The 17,903-nt window shown below is 76.8% G+C and carries 9 protein-coding genes and 1 pseudogene; all 10 read right to left on the bottom strand.

What is annotated here, in order from left to right; translation table 11 throughout:
- Nucleotides 1-23: 23 nt before the first annotated feature.
- The 10 genes and pseudogenes from ACZ51D_RS12310 to dhbC all read right to left on the bottom strand — a co-directional run bounded on the left by ACZ51D_RS12310 (nt 24) and on the right by dhbC (nt 17,812).
- A complete protein-coding gene (locus ACZ51D_RS12310) occupies nt 24-1,952 on the bottom strand; it encodes a hypothetical protein (RefSeq protein ID WP_465662168.1) in 1,929 nt (642 codons plus the stop codon).
- Nucleotides 1,949-5,644, bottom strand: a complete 3,696-nt coding sequence (locus ACZ51D_RS12305; RefSeq protein ID WP_465662167.1) for a DUF5682 family protein — start codon at nt 5,642-5,644, stop codon at nt 1,949-1,951. Before ACZ51D_RS12305 ends, ACZ51D_RS12310 begins: the two co-directional genes overlap by 4 nt.
- Nucleotides 5,645-5,648: 4 nt before the next feature.
- On the bottom strand, nt 5,649-6,797 hold the full coding sequence (locus ACZ51D_RS12300; RefSeq protein ID WP_465620801.1) for an ATP-binding protein: 1,149 nt from the start codon (nt 6,795-6,797) through the stop codon (nt 5,649-5,651).
- Nucleotides 6,794-11,944: a hypothetical protein gene (locus tag ACZ51D_RS12295; RefSeq protein WP_465662165.1), complete on the bottom strand. Its 5,151-nt coding sequence runs from the start codon at nt 11,942-11,944 to the stop codon at nt 6,794-6,796. Before ACZ51D_RS12295 ends, ACZ51D_RS12300 begins: the two co-directional genes overlap by 4 nt.
- Nucleotides 11,941-12,798: a DUF4132 domain-containing protein gene (locus ACZ51D_RS12290; RefSeq protein ID WP_465662163.1), complete on the bottom strand. Its 858-nt coding sequence runs from the start codon at nt 12,796-12,798 to the stop codon at nt 11,941-11,943. The genes ACZ51D_RS12295 and ACZ51D_RS12290 overlap by 4 nt, the downstream gene beginning before the upstream one ends.
- A 293-nt stretch (nt 12,799-13,091) precedes the next feature.
- The gene (locus tag ACZ51D_RS12285) at nt 13,092-13,865 is read right to left on the bottom strand and encodes an AMP-binding protein (protein WP_465662162.1); all 774 of its coding nucleotides are present in this window, start codon (nt 13,863-13,865) and stop codon (nt 13,092-13,094) included.
- 59 nt (nt 13,866-13,924) lie between these two features.
- Entirely contained in the window at nt 13,925-14,158 is a 234-nt protein-coding gene (locus tag ACZ51D_RS12280) for a phosphopantetheine-binding protein (RefSeq protein WP_465620821.1), read from the bottom strand.
- A 128-nt stretch (nt 14,159-14,286) separates the two neighbouring features.
- Nucleotides 14,287-14,904, bottom strand: a pseudogene (locus ACZ51D_RS12275) (isochorismatase family protein); the annotation flags it as partial.
- 41 nt (nt 14,905-14,945) lie between these two features.
- Nucleotides 14,946-16,604: a (2,3-dihydroxybenzoyl)adenylate synthase gene (locus tag ACZ51D_RS12270; RefSeq protein WP_465662160.1), complete on the bottom strand. Its 1,659-nt coding sequence runs from the start codon at nt 16,602-16,604 to the stop codon at nt 14,946-14,948.
- The gene (gene dhbC, locus ACZ51D_RS12265) at nt 16,601-17,812 is read right to left on the bottom strand and encodes an isochorismate synthase DhbC (RefSeq protein WP_465662158.1); all 1,212 of its coding nucleotides are present in this window, start codon (nt 17,810-17,812) and stop codon (nt 16,601-16,603) included. Before dhbC ends, ACZ51D_RS12270 begins: the two co-directional genes overlap by 4 nt.
- Between the last annotated feature and the right edge of the window lie 91 nt (nt 17,813-17,903).

Here is a 17,903-nt window from a genome sequence, read left to right as displayed (position 1 = left end):
TTGCAAATAGTTCGACTTATGGCTCACCCCTCCCCGGTCCAGGCCGCCGAGCAGAACGCCGTGGCCAGCTCCTCGGTGTACCAGGCGGCCGCCAGCCAGGCCCCGGCGAAGGCGTCGTGGTCGTCCGCCACGATCCGGCCGAACACGTCGCGCCGCTGGGCCGTCGCGGCGGCCCGCAGGCCGTCCAGCAGCCCGGCGGCGGTGGCCAGCCCGGCGGCGCGCAGCAGGCCCCGGTCGGCCGCCGCCGTGGCCCCGCTCGGCGCGAGGGCGTGCCGGCCGGTGGTGACCGTCTGCTCCACCCGGCGGCCGAGCACGTGCACCGGCGGACCGTACGGCGTGCGGAGCTCCGAGCTTTCGGCCGGTTCTTCGGGCGCCGCTTCCGGGGGCGTGAGGTCGGCGGTCTGGAGGCGTTCGAGGCCGAGGTTGACCCGGCCCGCCCGGTCGGCTTGAACCAGCGGGTCCGGGGCCAGCGGGCCGGTGGCCTGCGGGGGCGTGCCGATCGCGAGCAGGCGCAGCTCCGGGCGGTCCGCGCGCTCCAGTCGGCCGACCATGCGCAGCCGCAGGCCGGGCACGGTGGCGAGCAGCGCGAGGTTCGCCCGGAAGGGCAGGTCGGGGTGCTCGTGCGGCGCGCGCAGGGCGATCACCGGGCCGCCCGCCGTGCACCGCGCCAGCAGCTGCGGCGCCCCGCCCGGGCCGGTGGGGGCCGTGCCCAGCAGTGTGACGTCCAGGAAGAGCAGGTCGCTCCCGGCGGGTCGGCTCTCGTACGGCAGGTCCTGGGCCGCGAGCGCCCGCGCCACCTGGACGGCCACCGGTTCGGCCCAGAGCCGGGCCGCCGGCTCCGCCGTCCACGCGGCGCCCGCCGCGCGGACTGCCCGGACGGTGGCACCGGCCCCCAGCCGCCCGGCGGCGGACCGGGTCGCTCCCTGGACGGCCAGCCCGGCGCGGCTGAACTCGCGGAGGCTGAGCGCGGTGTCGCCCAGCCGGACCGTCCGGTTGCCCGCCCCGACCGCCTGCGGAGCGGCGGCCGCCGCGTCGTCGTACGGCATGACCTCGGCGATCGTGCTGAGACGCCCGTCGGCGTCCACCGCCCAGCTGACCGCGCCCGCGTGGGTCGCCGTCAGCACCGGTTCGGCGAACAGCCCGTAGAGCCGCAGGCCGCCCTCCTCCCGGTAGCTCTGGCGCGCGGTGCCGCGCAGCTCGGCGACCGGGCCGGTGCCGGCGGCCAGGGCGGTGGTGAGGCCGAGCAGCTCGCGCAGGCCGGCCACCAGGTCCGCCAGCCGGTGGTCGGGCGCACCGGACCGGGCCGACCGGACCCGGGTCACGACGGCGACGGCCACCGCGGCCGGGCGGTGCAGGCCCGCGAGCCGGGCCCGGTGGGCGGCGCGCAGGAGTTCGGCCTGGGAGACGGCGCCCGCGCCGCTCACCCCGGCGGCGAGGACGGCGGCCGCGGCCCGGTGGAGGTGGCGGGCGGCATCGAGTTCGGGGGCGGTGAGAGCGGTGGGGGGTGTGGGACCGGTGGCGGGCGTGGTGGCCGCCGGTCCCGTCGGCGCCTGGGGTGTCCCCGGCGGCGCCTCGGCCGCTGCCGCCCGCGATGCCGTTTCGGCCGGCTCCGTCGCGCCGGTCGGCTCCGGCGGCTCCGGCTCCGTGGCCTCGGTGAGCGGGCAGAGGCTGACGGCCGCCGCCCGGTGCACGCAGGCCGGGGCAAGGAGGCAGCCGCAGCGGACGCCCGTCTGGTCGGCGACCGTCCCGCCCGGGGCGTGCAGGACGAGCACCGTCTCCTCGTCCACCTCCACCCGCCACTCGTCACCCGCGCGCGCCACCGGACGCTCCGCCAGCTTCGCAGCCGCGCCGTCCAGCCGCTTCTGCAGCCGGGCGCTCAGCCCGGCCACCACCTCGGCGACCACCTCGGGCCGCACGCCCGGCCACTCGTTCGTCCGCACCGTCACACTCATCGCACCTTCTCCCCCACCCAGCGGGCCAGTTCCAGCGGGCTCAACGCCGCCACGGGCATACCGGCCGCGACCAGTCGGCCCGCGACCGCCTTCGAGTAGCGGGCCGTCCCGGTGTCGTCCAGCGCCGCGCAGCCCAGCAGGTGCACGCCGGAGTCCACCAACGCCCGGGTCTGGGCCAGCAGCCCGGAGACCGGCCCGCCCTCCTCGAAGTCGCTGACCACCGCGACCAGCGTGCGGGACGGCACCGTCACCAGCTCCCGCGCGTAGCGCAGGCCGCTCGCGATGCTGGTGCCGCCGCCGATCCGCACTTCCAGCAGCAGGCTCAGCGGGTCCTCCACGCGCTCCGTGAGGTCGACGACCTCGGTGGAGAACGCGACGAAGTGGGTGCTCAGCGAGGGCACCCCGGCCAGGATCGAGGCTGTGAGCGCCGCCCAGACCGTGGAGGCCTCCATCGACCCGGAGACGTCCACGACCAGGATCAGCCGCCAGTCGTTGGCCTGCCGCGCCCTGGTCCGGAACACCGGGCGCTCGGGCACGATCAGGGTGCCGCCCCCCGGCGCGGGACGGGCGGTGGCCAGGTTGGCCCGGATGGTCCGGTCCAGGTCCAGCCCGCCACCCGGACGGCGGGACGGGCGCGGCACCGCGATCCCGGTCAGCGCCGGGCGCAGCCTGGTCGCCAGCTCCCGGGTCAGCTCGTCCACCAGGCGCCGCACCAGCGGGCGCAGCCGCGCCAGCCGGGCCTCGGGCAGGCCGCCCGCGTGCTCCAGGACGGTGCGCAGCAGGTCGACGGACGGGCGGACGGCGGACGGGTCGATCGCCGCCAGGACGTCTGTGCGGCCCTGCGCGACGGCGGCGGCCAGCACCTCCTCCCGCAGGCCCGGGCCGAACAGCGACTCCAGCTCCTCGGCCCACTCCCGCACCCCGGGGTAGGGGGCCTCGCGGCCGCCCCGGCTGCCCCGGCTCCCCACGCCGGGACCGGAGCCCTCGCCGTGCCCGCTGCCGTACAACTCGTCCAGGGCGGTGGCGAGTCGGGCGCCGCGGCCGCTCAGGCCGCCGTTGCCGGGGCGGCCGAGGAGCAGCCGCCAGCGCTCGGCGGGCGCGAGGGTGTGGTGGGCCCGGTCCGCCGCGGCGACGTGCTCGGGGGCAAGCTGTGACGCCGGGGCCGGATCAGGGGCCGGATCGGGGGCTGCCGGTGCCGGTGCCGGTGCCGGTGGCAGCAGGCCGCGGCGGGCCAGCGCGGCGCGGGCCGCGAGGTCCGCCCGCACCCAGCCGGCGAGCACGGCGGGGCCGGCCTCCTCGGGCAGCGCGGTGAGCCGGGTGCCCAGGTGTTCCTCGACCAGGGCCAGCAATCGGTCACGGGCGGCCGGACTGAGCGTGTCGAAGCCGCCGCGCAGCGCGGGCAGCCGGTCCAGGAAGGCATCGTCGGGCAGCGAGGTGACCCGCTCCAGCACCGGCGCGAGCGCCTCCGGGGCGGAGTCGAACAGCCCCTCCGCCGCCGTCAGCAACCCGACCAGCGCCCGCCCGAGCGCGTGCCGCGCCTCCGGACCGGTCGCCCCGTCCACCCACGAGGCCGCCCGAGCGCCCAGCACCCCGGCCGCCTCCTGCCCGAGCAGCACCCGCACCGCCCCGGCCGCACCCCGCACCAACGGACTCCCCCGCTCGGCGAGTTCGGCCAGCGCGTATGACGGCCGCACCCCACCCAGCCGATCCGCGCGCCGCGCCAACTCCACCAGCGCCCGGGCGTCCTGCGGATCGTCCGACCCGCCCAGCCCCTCCAACTGCCGCACGGCGGCAACCGTCAGGACCTCCCCGGCGGCCGCCAACGGCCCGGCGGAGGAGGAGGGAGAAGAAGAGAAGGGGGAGGAGGAGCCGGACGCCGGAGCGCCTGAGGTAGGCGAGGCAGATGAGGCAGGTGAGGCAATGTCCTGACCACCGGGCGCGGCTGGCGCCCCCTCCTCGCTGGGCGCCGTGTTGTCCCCGCTCTGGGGGCAGCCCGGGAAGTGGCCGGCGGCGAGGCGGTCGAGAAGGGAGAGGGCGTCGAGGAGGTCGGGGAGGGTGGCTGAGGCAGGGAGGGTGGTGGTGAGTTGGGCGAGGCGGATGTCGGTGAGGGCGGGGAGGGCGCAGGAGGCGGCGGCGGTGAGGCCGTCGATGATCTCGCGCGGGGTGGGGTCGGCGGTGAGGCGGGTGCGCAGGGCGCCCTCGGCGGCCTGGGCGGGGGTGACGCCTCGGGTGCCGGCGACCGTGAGCATGGCGGCGGTGGCGGGTGTCCAGTGGAGGCGCCAGCGGGTGCCGAGGGTTTCGGTGCCGCCGGCGCCGGTGGTGGGGACGGGGTCGGCGTAGGGGACGTCGCAGGCGGTGAGGCGGTGGAGGAGGATCTCGCGGCGGCGGTCGAGAGGGCTGCGCAGCGGGTCGAGGCGCAGGTCGCGGGGGCCGGGGTCGGCGGGGCCGGGGAGGCCGAGGTCGGCGAGGAGGGTCTCGACGGCCGGGGCGAGTCCGCTGCGCGGGGCGGCGGGGCTGGGGCGGCCGGTGCGGGTGCCGATCAGGACCTGTTCGAGGGCGCGGGCGACGGCCCGGCCGCGGCCGAGGGGTTCGCCCTGGGCGAGGACGGTCTGGACGGCTTCGACCAGTTCACCGCGGCCGGGGACGGCGTGGCCGCGCAGCCGGGCGAGGTCGCCGGCCAGGCGGACGATCTCGCGGGCGTCGGCCGGGCCGCTGGGGTGGTCCTGGCTGCGCAGGGCGGCGCAGATCCGGACGGCGGTGGTGGTGAGCGCCTCGGCGAGCCGTTCGGGGTCGCCGCCGGCATCGAGGACGGTGTGCTGCCACTCCGGGTCGCGGATGCCCGCCGGGTAGCCGGAGCGGGCGTCGAGCAGCGGGTAGGTGTACGGGATCAGGGAGAGGACATGGCCGGGGTCGTCCGGGTGCGGCGGCTCCTCGGTGGCGATCGGGCCGTCCAGCAGGGCGGAGGCGTGGAAGGCGCCGACCACGGCGGCGATCCGGCGCCCGCCGGCCGAGGCGGCCCGGATGCGGGCGCGCATCCAGGCCTCGCGGCGCAGGTCGTACGGGTCGACGCCGGGGCCGGTCTCGGCGTCGTGGCGCAGTGCCCAGCCGACGAGCAGGGCGGCGCGCCGGACGGCTTCCGGGGTGGAGCCGGGGGCGGCGGTCTCGACCAGCCGGTCCCACAGGTCCTCGTCGGTGTCCCGGCCGGTGAGGCGGTGGCGCAGCGCGTCGGCGACGCCGGGGGCGTCCGGCGCCCCGCCGATGCGCCGTCCTTCGCCGGCCCGGGTGGTGCGGTGGGCGAGCGGGAGGTCGCAGGCGATGGCCTCCACGCCGTTGCGCCGGGCCCACCGCAGGGCGGCGAGCTCCGGGGAGAAGTCGGCGAACGGGTAGAAGGCGGGGCCGCCCGCCTCGTCGGGTCCGGCCGGGGCGGCGGCGAGGGCGACCGGGGCTTCGGTCGCCTCGTCCGCGAGCGGGCCGAGCCAGGGCTGGAACTCGGCGGGCAGTTCGACCAGCACCGCCTCCGGTCGGGCGGCGTCGAGCAGCGCGGGGACGACCGCGCTGAGGGACGGCGCGTGGTGGCGCACGCCGATCAGGTAGGGCCCGGGGCGGCCGGCGCCGGAGGCGGCCAGCCGGTCGGCCTCGGTCCGGACCGTACGGTCCGCGTCGTCCGGGACGGGGGTCACCGCGCTGCTCATCGGCTCAGGCCTCCAGCGCCGAGCGGAGGTCCCACAGGGTGCGCCAGGTGGCGGCACCCTGTTCGGCGCGGCGGCGGACCGGGCCGTCCCAGTAGCCGAGCAGGCGGGCCGCGTCGGCGGGATCGTCCTTGCGGACCACGCCGAGGAGCTGGCCGGGGAGGCGGCCGAGCAGGTCGCCGCCGTCGGGCAGGTAGGCGGCGGTGACGCCGAGCGCGGTGGCGACGGAGACCGCCTCGGCGGTGCTCATCACGGTGGACGGGCGTTCGACGTCCCAGCCCTCGGTGGAGCGGCCGGTGCGCAGGTCACGGAAGGCGGTGATCAGGGCTTCCAGGACGGCGTCGTCGACCGCGTAGGCGGCGCCGGCCCGGGCGACGGCGACGGTGGACTGGCGGCGGACCAGGTCGACCTCGGCGGCGAGGCTGCCGATCGGGCCGACCGTCTCGAAGTTGAACCGCCGTTTGAGGGCCGCGGACATCTCGCTGACGCCCTTGTCCCGCAGGTTGGCAGTGGCGATCAGGGTGAAGCCGGCGGCGGCGTGCAGCTGCCCGTCCGGGGTGCCCGCCAACTCGGGTACGGCGACGCGCCGTTCGGAGAGCAGGGAGACCAGGGCGTCCTGCACCTCGGGCAGGCAGCGGGTCACCTCCTCGACCCGGGCGACCGCCCCGGTGGTCATCGCGGTGAGCACCGGGGAGGGGACGAGGGCCTCGCGGCTGGGGCCCTGGGCGAGCAGCAGGGCGTAGTTCCAGCCGTACTTGAGCTGGTCCTCGGTGGTGCCGGCGGTGCCCTGGACGGTGAGCGCGCTGGTGCCGCAGACGGCGGCGGCGAGCAGTTCGGAGAGCATCGACTTGGCGGTGCCGGGCTCGCCGACGAGCAGCAGGCCGCGCTCCCCGGCGAGGGTGACGACGCAGCGTTCGACCAGGGCGCGCTCGCCGACGAACTTGGGCTCGATGACCAGGCTCCTGCGCCCGGCCTTGAGCTTCTCGCCGTCGCTGCCCATCACGAAGGTGACGACGGCGCGCGGGGTGAGGTGCCAGCCGGGCGGGCGCGGGCCGCTGTCGTGTGCGGCGAGGAACTCCAGTTCGGCGGCGTACTTCTCCTCGGGCGGGACGATCTGCCGCTCCGCGGGCATGGGTACGGAGGTGGTGGTACTCATCGGCGGGCCTTCCTGCGCTTGCTGGTCTGGAGCTCTTCGTAACCGGGGGCGTCGCCGTCGAGGGTGCGCTGCCAGGCCCGGGCGAACAGCTCGGGGACGGGCAGGTGCGCCAGCACGGGCCGGTGGGTGGGCAGTTCGTACAGGGCGGCCTTCCAGGTCTCGGCCGGCAGGGCCGGGGACTTGGCCTCCTGCCAGCCGCCGGGCAGGAAGAGGCCGCGGCCGGCCCGGGACCGCTTGGCCTCCAGCACCAGGTCGGTGGCGGCGAGTTCGGCGCGGGCCCGCTTCAGCCGGGCGGGCTTCCAGCCCGTCCAGCGGGCGACGTTGCGGTCGGTCGGGTCGGGCAGGGCGAGCAGTTGGAGGTAGAGCGCGGCTGCGTCCTCGCCGAGGCCGTGGGTGCGGGACACCTCGGCGACCAGCTCGGGGGCGGACAGCTGCGGGTTCTGCAGCCAGGCCGGGCCGTCGCCGACGGCCGTCACGGCGGAGGCGGCGGAATCAGCACAGGCGGCGGAGCAGGCGGCGGCGGAGGCGGCCAGGCGCTCCGGTTCGCCGCGCAGCACGGCCGCGATGGCGGCCCGCTCGGTGCCGAACCAGTAGCTGCTGGAGAGGCCGTCGAGCAGTTCGAGCAGCGGGTCGTCCGGGCCGGCCAGGGCGGCCGGGCGCAGCCAGACCCGCTCGTACTCCTCGTGGTACGGGGTGAGGACCAGCGCCGGGCCGCAGCGGACCAGACCGTCCGGGTCGGCGCCGCCCTCGGCGGGCAGGCCGAAATGGGTGCGCAGGACGGCGGCCAGCGAGGTGCCCTTGGGGGTGCGGACGAGGTCGAGGTCGAGGAGCAGCTCGGGGTCGGCCAGGCGCTCGCGCAGCGCGGTGGCGGCCCGGGGCAGCAGCGCGCGCAGCGGGCTGTCGGCGGGCAGGTGGTAGGCGAGCCAGCGGACGGCGTCGATGGTGGAGTCCAGCGCGCCGGATCCGGGCACGGCGGACGGGTCCTCGGGGACCAGCTGGGAGGTGCCCTGGTCGTTGTCGTTGCGCCGGAAGCCGGTGGTGCGGGTCAGCCACGGGGTGTGGGCGGGGTTGAGCACCGCCTCGATGGTGCCGATGGACACGCCCTGGACGGTGGCCTGGGCCTCCTCGGGGAGGGTGACGAGCCGTCCGAAGCGGCGGATCCAGGCCTCGGCCCCGGCGGCGAGGTCGGGGCCGTCGGTCCACAGCGTCTTCGGGTCGGCGGGCAGCAGGGCGCTCCACACGTCGGCGATGCCGGCGTGGTCGTGTCCGCGCAGCCAGCTCTGGGCGGCCCTGACCTCGGCGGGCTTGAAGCCGTACTCGGCGGGCACCTCGGCGTTGCCCCAGTGGAGCAGGCCCGGGGGCGGGCTGAGCAGCAGGGTGGCGCGGGTGGTGCCGATGCCGGTGAGTTCGGAGAAGGCGGTGGCGCGGGCGGCGTCCCAGGGGACGCTGCGGCCCAGGGCGGCGACCCGCCGGAACGTGGCGGTCCAGGCGGCGGAGACCCGTTCCTCGGTGCCGCGCTCCTCGACGGTGGTGAAGTGCGCGACGGGGCCGAACTCCCCGCTCGGGTCGTGGTCGACGGCGAGCCAGTGCACCGTGCCGTCGGAGAACTGGCGCCGGTGGCCGAGGATGACGACGGTGCGGTCGCCGTGCCGTAGCACCTCGCCCTGGCGGTGGCTGGTGGGCCGGTCGCTCGTGGTGCGCTGCGCCGGCTCGGCGAGGACGATCTCGCGCAGGGTGGCGCCGCGGTCGGCGAGCGGGCCCTTGGTGAGTTCGCCGAGCAGCAGGACCAGCGTGGAGCGGTGGGCCGGCTTGGTGAGTGGGGCGGCCACGGCGTGGGCCAGGGCGTCGACCCGGCCGAGCAGGTGCAGCCAGCCGTGGTTGGCGTCGCCGCCGTGCAGGGTGACGCTCGCCGGGGTGGTCCAGCCCTCGCCACTCGCGCCGTTCGCGGCAGGCGGGGCGGGTGCGGCGGGCGGGGCGGCGAGGACGGCGCTGACGGTGCGCAGGTTGTTGAGCACCCAGCAGCGGTCGGAGGTGCCCCAGCCGTTGCCGAAGCCGCCGATCTCGGGCAGGACGGCGCGGACGGCGTCGCGCAGTTCGTCGTCCCGGCCGTGCTCGGGCCGCCATTCGGCGGCCTCCGCCTTGCCGGGGCGCTCGGCCTCCGGCTGCGGGACGAACCGGGCGACCCGGTCCAGCAGGTCGGCGGCGGCGCGGGCGAATCCGGCGACGCCGGCGAGCAGCAGCGGATGGGCGATCCCGGGCAGGGCGGCGCCGACCGCCTCGACCGGCAGGGTGGTGCGGGCCTCGCCCCGCTGGGCGAGCGGGCGCCGGACGCCCTGGACGGTCAGCCAGCTCTGTTCGTCCGCCGGGACGGGCTCGGCGTCGACGGGCCAGGCGAGGTCGATCAGGTGGGCGGCCTGCTCCGTGGTCAGGCCGCGCAGGGTGCGGGATCCGGCCTCGTCGCGGGGCCGCAGGGCGTGCCAGTGGTCGTACGGCGGGACGAGGACGGTGCCGGCGGCGGAGAGCTCGCCCGACCGGCAGCTGCGCAGGTCGGCAGTGCGGTCCGCGCGGTCGGCGAGGTCGGGCAGGTTGAGGGAGAGGTGTTCGCCGCCCGGGCGGCTGACCACCGGGCGGCCCTCGCCGGGCAGGGCGAGCCGGCCGACCGGGACGATGTCCGGCTCACGCCGCCCGTCCAGCGGCAGGACGATGCGCTGCCCGTCGGCCGTGAAGGTGGTGACGACGCGGCCGGGCTCGCTGCGGACCCAGCTGCCGAGCACGGTGCCGTCGGTGCCGAGCGGGGTCTGCTCCAGGCCGGGCTGCAGCGGCAGCAGCCGGGTACTGCCTTCGGCGAGCCGGCCGGCCGCGGCGGTGGCGGCGATCACGGGCGGCTCGGCGGCGCGGCCCAGGGTGCCGGTGGCCGGGTCGAGTTCGCGCAGGACGGGGCCGTCGGCGCCGTGGCGCAGCGTCCAGTAGCCGGTGCCGTCGCCGAGGACGGGGTGTTCGTTGGGCATCCGGGTGTCGCCGGGGTGCAGCGGGCGCTCGCCGGTGGTGCGGCCGCCGCCGGGCAGCGGCAGGGACGGCACTTCCGGGAACCGCTCGCCGTAGTGGTAGCCGGCGATGGTGCTGCCTTCGAGTCCGAAGGTCTGCTCCGGGCGGCCGGACCAGTACGCCGTCTGCTTTCCGTCCTCGTACCAGACGACGAGGAGTTCGCCGTCGACCAGGCGCAGCCGGGGGCGGTTCCAGTTCTCCGGCAGCTTGGGCAGGCGCAGGGTGTGGTCCAGCAGGATGCCCTGCGGGCCGACCACGACGGCGCGGTCGAGGCGGGCAAGGATCAGGTACGGCCAGGCGTCCTCGACGATCAGGCCGCTCAGGCCCCGGGTGCGCAGGCCGGGGGCCGTGGTCGGCGGGGCGTCGGCGGCGGGCGGGTCGGCCAGCTTGGCGAGCGCCTCCTCCAGGGCGGGCCAGCCGAGTTCGTCCAGGATGCCGGCGCCGAGGGCCCGGGCGAGCAGGCCGGTGACGTCGAGTGCGGCGATCTTCTCGGCGGCGGCCGGGGCGACCGTGCGGATGGCGGTGCGGTGCTGGCTCAGCGAGCGGACCAGGTCGGCGGCGCCGGCCAGGCCGCGGGCGGCCGTCACCTCCTCGGCGCAAGCCTCGGCCCACTCCGCGAACAGCTCGTTCAGCAGCGGCAGCACGGCCGCCTGGCGCTTGACGGCCGTCTCCCAGGCGGCCGGGGTGGCGCGGCGCAGCATCGGCCGGAAGCGGGCGTCGGCGGCGAGGGCGGTGAGGCCGGCGCTGTCGGGGCCGGCCTGCCCGACCCAGTCGCGCAGGTCGAAGCCGCGGTCGGCCGGCGGGTCGGCCACGGGGACGCCCGCGGCCAGCAGGAGGTCCAGCAGGTCGAGTCGGGTGTGGCTCGCCTGGACGCCGGTGAAGAGGTCGACCGGGACGGCGTCGGCGCGCAGCCGCTCGACCATCCGGCCGGCCAGGGCGAGGGTGGCCGGGCAGCTGGGCCGGGTGCGCCAGCCGCGGCCGAGGTGGTGGCACCAGCGCTGGAGCCAGGCGGCGGCGGGCTCGGCGCCCTCGGGGCGGGGGCCGGTGAGCTGTTCCTCGGCGCCGGTCGCGGCGAGGACCGCCAGCCAGGCGGTGTCGTGCGGGGCGGAGTCGGCGGCGGCCGGGTCGGGCAGCAGCTCCAGCAGGCGGACCCGGATCCGCGCGTCGGCCTTGCCCAGCTCGACCAGCGCGCCGTGCCAGGACTTCCAGAACGCGGCGGGCGCCCGGTTGACCGCCGGGGAGGCCAACAGCTCGGCGAGCAGCGCCCGTTCGTGCTCGGCACGGTCGAGCCCGGCGGCCCGGATCAGCGCGCGGGCGTCCTCGGCGACCCCGGCGTACGGGGCCATGCCGGCCGCGGAGCGCTCGGTACACAGCTGGCGGAAGCGCTGCCAGGCGGTCAGCGGGTCGAGCCGCCGGGCGAGCTCCTTGACGTACTGGCGCAGGGACTTGACGGTGAGCGCGCCGGCCAGCGCGAACTCCAGGAAGACGGCGCGCAGCCGCTCCTCGTCCACCGTCAGGCCGTGGGTGCGCTCGGCGTCGCGGGCCTTGCCGAACCAGGCGGCGGCGTAGGTCTGGTTGCCGTGGCCGAGGAAGATCCGGCCGACCTCCTCGCAGAAGGTGGGCAGGAAGTGCGGGACGGCGCGGCCGAGGCGGGTGGCGAGCTCGTCGAAGCCGTCCTTGGCGGCGCCGGGCTTGGAGGTGGCCTGGCGGGCCAGCCGCTCCATCTCCTTGACCAGGGCGAGCGCGTGGTGGCCGTTGGCCGGGTCGTGGACCAGTGCCCAGGCGGGGAAGCCGAGCGCCTCCTGGCGGACCTGGCCGACCTCGGCGGGCTCGGCGTCGGGCGTCAGGCCGAGGAAGTCGAGGGCGAGGTCCTCGGCCTGCCCGAGCGCGCCGGGGACCAGCCGGACGATCCGGCGGCCGTCGAGCGCGGGGTGGGTGTAGGCGCGGGCGGTGAGCACGTCGGCGGCGCTGTCGGGGCGGCCGGCGTCGGCCAGGGTGCCGGGCGGCAGCACGGCGCCGGCGTCGAGCAGGGCTTCGGGACGTCCCTCGTGCGAGGCGGTCGTGGCCGAGCCGGTGGTGGTGTTCGGGCCGGTGGCGGTCATGCGGCGTCCTCCCCTTCGATCGTGCGGCCGGCGTACAGGGCGGCGGCCATCCGCATGCCCTCGGACCAGGCGACCGGCCCGACCTCGGTGAGCGGCAGGGCCCGGCCGTCGGGGCCCGCCCAGCTGAGCGCTCCGGTCTCGCAGGCGTCGTACTCGTAGTAGTCGCCGACCCAGACCCGGGCCTCGACGGTGCGCCCGCCCTCGGTGACCGGCTGGACGGCGGAGCCGCCACGGATCCGGCAGCCGAGCCGGGTGCAGCGGCCGGCCAGCTCGCGCAGCTCGCGGTAGCGGCCGCCGGCGTAGGTGGTGACCTCGGTGCCGCCCGGGAGCTCCGTCGGCCGGTGCCAGACCTCGCGGTAGAGCTGCTGGACGCGCTGGGAGACGCCGAGCTCGACGGCGAACTCGCGCAGCTCGTCGAGGTCCTCGAGGAGGACGGGGTGGGGTATCAGGACCTCGCCGTCGGTGAGGCGGACGGTGTCGCCGTCCAGGTCGACCAGGCCGAGGCCGCGCTCGGCGTCCGCGCCGCGCAGGAAGCCGGCGACCGTGCCGTCCGCGCCGGTGACCACCAGGTCGCGCAGCACGGCCTGCCAGGCCTCGTCCGGCCACACGGCGGTGATCACCGCGGCGGGCACCGGCAGCGAGCGCACCATCCAGCGCTCGACGTCGTCCCGGCAGCTGCGCTCGTGCGCGGACAGCCACTCGGCGAGCTGCTTGAGCTGGGTGACCACCGGGTCGTCACCGAGCTTCGACGGAACGGACTTGAGATCGCGGCCCGCCGCGTTGCGGCACACCACCCGGCCCTCCCCGTCGAGCGCGACGCGGTACCCTCCCGCGCCCGTCTCCACCCATGCCACGGCCGTACTCCTCCCACCCGGGGACCACCCGGGAACCACGTCTCGATCGCCCTGCTGACCAGCGATGGGAGGAACGTAGCGAGGCCCACTGACAACGGGACGGGCGGGGTGGAGACGGCCGGGGCGCAGGGATTCGAAACCGCTCGAACGGGTGATCGATCAGGCGAAGGGGACGAGCCCGTTGACGAAAAGCAGTGCCGTCAACCCAGCGGCGCCCGGGGCACGATGACCGGCGCGCCGTCGCCCGGCGCCGCGAGCACATGGCTGTCCGTCCGCAGTCCGCCATCCGCCCGTCAGGCACCCAGCAGAGCCGCCGGCGCCACCCGCACCGCCGTCACGCCCAGCTCCCGGACCAGCGCCCCGACCTCCCCCTCCCCCTGCGGATCGGCGAGCACCACGGCGGCGCCCGTCCGCAGCGGCCAGAGGAACTCCCAAAGCGGCAGCCCCAGTTGCAGCACCCGGTCGCCCGGGCCGAGCGGGTGCTGCGCCTGCAGCTCGCGCACCCGGCGGTCCGCCTCGGCATGGGTGAGCCGCACAGCCGTCGGGCGCCCGCCCGGGCCGTACCCGACGCAGAGCAGGTGCCGCGGGGTGAGCGCCCGAGGCGGGTCGGTGGGCAGCTCGCCGTCCGTCTCCAGCCCGGCGAGCGCTCCCGCCACCCCCTCCCCCAGCACGCACACCGGCCCGGTCTCCGCGAGCAGCCGCGCCCTGCGCCCGGGCGCGTCGGCCGGGTCCAGCGGGAGGTACGCCGCGCCCGACTTCACCACCGCCAGCAGCGCCGTCAGCAGCTCGGCCGGACTCCGAACGGCCGCCAGGCCGACCACCGCGCCCGGGCGGGCCCCGCGGGCGGCCAAGGCGCGCGCCAACCGGTTGGCCGAGGCGTTCAGTTCCCTGTAGCTGACGGTCTCCCCGCCTGCGAGCACCAGCGCCGACGCGTCCGGTGTCCGGGCCGCCTGGGCCTCGACCGGCCCCACCACGGTGGTCGCCGGGTACGTCACCGTGCGCCGGGGCAGGGACGGCGCCGAGGGCAGCGCCCCCTCCCGCTCCAACTCCCGGACGGACTCTCGCATGACCTCCCACACGGACTCCCGGACCGCTGTCCGGGCGGCCTCCCGTACGACCGCCGCCATCAGGCCGCGCCCAGCAGCTCGGCCCAGGCCTCGATCACCGGACGCTCCGCGAGCCGGACGAACGCCACCTCGACGCCCTCCGCCCGCCAGCGCTCGGCGAGCGTCATCAGGCGGATGGAGTCCAGCCCCCAGTCGACCAGGTTCTCGTCCAGCGGGATGTCCGCCGGGTCCTCGCCGAGGAGGTCGGCGACCTCGGCCCGGATCCGAACCACCGTGAAGCCCACGCCTGTCACTTCCCGTCCACCTCTTCCGTCTCGCCCGAACCCCCCGCGCCCGCCGCCTCGTCCACGCTGTTCGCGCCGTTGGCACCGTCCACGCCGTCCACGCCGTCCACGCCATGCACGCCGTTCAACGTCCCGAGCACGGCCGCCGTCGTGGTGACCACTCCGCAGCGCCCGGCCACCCAGGCCAGCGCGGCACGGTGCTCCGCCGGGCCGAAGTCGGCGACGGCGTCGGCCACCACGAAGGCCTGGATGTCCCGCATCCAGGCGTCGCAGGCGGTGGCCTGCACGCCGATGTGCGCGTACACGCCGGTGATCACCAGCTGGTCCCGGCCCTGCTCGCGCAGCAGGTGCTCCAACTCGGTGCGCACGAAGGCGCTGTACTTCCACTTGGTCAGCACGGTGTCGCCCGGCCTCGGCGAGACGGCGTCGGCGATCGCGGTGGCGCGCGGGCCGTCCGGGATGCCGGGCCCCCAGAAGTCCTGCTGCAGTCCGCGCTCGGCCGGGCTCTGTCCGCCCGGCTGCGCCGAGTAGACGACCGGGACGCCGGTGGCGCCCGCCGCCTCGGCCAACCCCGCGACGTTGCCGAGCAGTTCGGGAACCGGCGCGGCCCCGGTGTCGTAGGCGCCCAGGAAATGGTTCTGCAGGTCGTGGACCAGCAGGACGGCGCGCGCCGGGTCCACCGTCCAGGCGACCCGGTCGGCGGGCAGCTCCCCGGCGGCGGGCATCGGATAGGAGGGTATGCGGGGCAGGCCCACGATGGTCGTTCCTTAGCAGCTAGACAGCAACGGGACGGAAATCAACTGGCGGTCAGGGAGGCCGCGATGGCCGCGCGCAGGTCCTTCTTGCTGACCTTCCCGATGCCGGTGGCCGGGAAGGCCTCGACGAACTCCACCCGGTCCGGCACCTTGTAGTCGGCCAGCCCGCGCTGCCGCACGTACCGCTTCAACTCAACGCCCTTCGGCGGCTGTTCGCGGTGTTCGGAGCGGAGCACCACGTACGCGCAGGTGCGCTCGCCCAGATAGGGGTCGGGCATCGACACCACCGCGGCGTCGTGCACGGCGGGGTGCGCGAGCAGGTGGTTCTCGATCTCCTCGGCGGCGACCTTCTCGCCGCCCCGGTTGATCTGGTCCTTGGCCCGCCCCTCGACCACCAGGTGGCCGGTCGGGGTCCGCCGGACCAGGTCGCCGGTGCGGTAGAAGCCGTCGGCCGTGAAGGAGTTCGCGTTGTGCTCGGGCGCGTTCCAGTAGCCGCGGATGGTGTACGGGCCGCGCGTCAGCAGGTGGCCGGTGGCGCCCTCGGGCAGGTCCCGGTCGTGGTCGTCGACCACCCGGACCTCGTCGTCGGGGGAGATCGGACGGCCCTGGGTGGTGGTGATCAGCTCCTCCGGGTCGTCCAGCCGGGTGTAGTTGACCAGCCCCTCGGCCATCCCGAACACCTGCTGGAGCGTGCATCCCAGCACCGGCCGCACCCTGCGGGCCGCCTCCGTGCTGAACTTGGCGCCGCCGACCAGCAGCACCTCCAGGCTCTCGTACCCCCGGGCGCCGCGCTCGGCGGCGTCCAGCCAGAGCAGCGCGAGCGGCGGCACCAGCCCGGTGATGGTCACGCCCTCGCGTTCGATCAGCGGGAAGGCGGTCTCCGGACCGGGCTGCGGGCAGAGCACCACCCGCCCGCCCGCGTACAGCGTGCCGAGGGAACCCGGCGAGCTGAGCGGGAAGTTGTGGGCGGCGGGCAGCGCGCACAGGTACACGCTGTCCGCGTCGAGCGCGCACAGCTCGACCGAGCCGCGCAGCGAGTAGATGTAGTCGTCGTGGGTGCGCGGGATCAGCTTCGGCACGCCGGTGCTGCCGCCGGAGAGCTGCAGGAAGGCGACGTCCGCCGGCTCGGGTTCACTCGAGGGCCCGGGCCCGTCGCAGGGCACGTCCGCCAGCCGGACGTGTTCCCCCGCGTCCTCGCCGGCCACCAGCACCAGCCGCAGCGCGGGGTTCTCCGCCCGTACCCGGGAGGCGAGTTCACGGTAGTCGAAGCCGCCTTCGACGGCCGGGACGACGTACGCCGCCGCGCCGGTGAAGGAGCAGAAGTACCCGATCTCGGTGTACCGGTGCGCGGGCAGCGCGAACACCGGCAGCGCGCCGATCCGGAACAGCGCGAAGACCACCTCGAAGAACTCGGCGGCGTTGGGCAGTTGGACCACCACGCGGTCCCCGGCCCGGATCCCCCGGGCGAGCAGCCCGGCGGCCATCCGGTCGGCCCGGCGGTCGAGTTCGGCGTACGTCCAGCGCCGCTCCGTCGCCGCCGTCGGGTGTCCGCCCGGGTCGACGACGGCGATCCGCTCGCCGTGCGCGGCGGCGCGCTCGCGCAGCATCCGCCCGAAGGTCTCGCCGCGCCAGTACCCGGCCGCCCGGTAGCGCTCGGCGAACTCGGCGGGGTACGGGGTGCCCCCCTCCGGCGGCGTCACCGGGACACCCCCGCGGCGTCCAGGAAGGTCCGGAACTTGGCGCTGGTCTCGGCGAGTTCGGCCTCCGGGCGGGACCGGTCGACCACCCCGGCACCGGCGTACACCCGCAGCGTCCGCTCGTCCGCCTCCGCGCACCGGATGGTGACCACCCACTCGCCGTCGCCCGTCGCGTCGCCCCAGCCGACCATGCCGGTGTACAGGCCGCGATCGAAGGGCTCGACCTCGCCGATCACCCGGCGCGCGACGTCCGTCGGGGTGCCGCAGACGGCCGGGGTCGGGTGCAGCGCGCAGGCCAGCTCCAGGGCGGAGACCGCCGGGTCGGCCAGCTCGCCGCGGATCGTGGTCGCCAGGTGCCACATCGCGGCCGTCCGCACCAGGGTGGGCCGTTCGGGCACCTCCAGGGTGCGGCAGTACGGCGCCAGCGCCTCACGGATGGCGTCCACCACCACGGCGTGCTCGTGCAGGTCCTTGGGCGACTCCAGCAGCGCGGCGGCGCGCCGGACGTCCTCGCCGAGGTCCCCGCTGCGCGGCACCGAGCCGGCCAGCGGGTTGGCCAGCACGGCCGTTCCCCGCCGGGAGAGCAGGAGTTCGGGGCTGGCGCCGATCAGGGTACGCCCACCGCCGGCCGGGACGGCGAAGGTGTAGCCGCCCGGGTCGCGGCGGGCCAGCCGCTGCAGGACGGCGGGCAGGTCGAGCGGCTCGGCGGCGCTCAGCTCCAGCGTCCGGGCCAGCACCACCTTGCTCAACCCCCCGCCGCGCAGCCGCTCGACGGCCGCCGCGACACCCGCGCCGTACGCCTCCGGCTCGGGCACCGGGCGGATCCGCCAGTCGACCCGCTCGGCCGGCGGCGCGGGCAGCGCGATCAGCGGGTCGTCACGCAGCGCCCCGGCGGTCCGAACCCGCTCGGGCACGGCGAGCTCGACCCGGCTGTCCCGGTCGAACGCCACCGCGCCGACCACCAGCGGCCGTTCACCCCCGGCGCGCCCGGCCTCGGCCAGCGTCTCGGCGACCCGCACGGGCAGCGGCCGCCCGTCCTGCGGCACCCGGGCGCGCACGCCGGAGGTGAGCAGGGTGCGCGTCGGCGAGGCGAAGAACGCCTCGTCGGAGGCGGCCCGGTACTGGCCGAGCAGTCCGCTGGCCGCGCCGATGACGGCATGGTCGGGGCCGTCGGCGCGGGGGGCCGCCGGGGCGTGGGGCACCGTGGTCACGGTGGATTCTCCAGTCTGGGACGGGTGTACGGGGAGATCGCGGGTCTACGGGGAGCCGGGCGGATCCTCGGGAGCCGGCAGGTCTTCAGGG

The sequence above is a fragment of the Kitasatospora sp. NPDC033851 genome, from assembly GCF_055576085.1.
The sequence above is the reverse complement of the archived record's forward strand: the minus strand, read 5'-3'. Positions and strand labels throughout refer to the sequence as shown.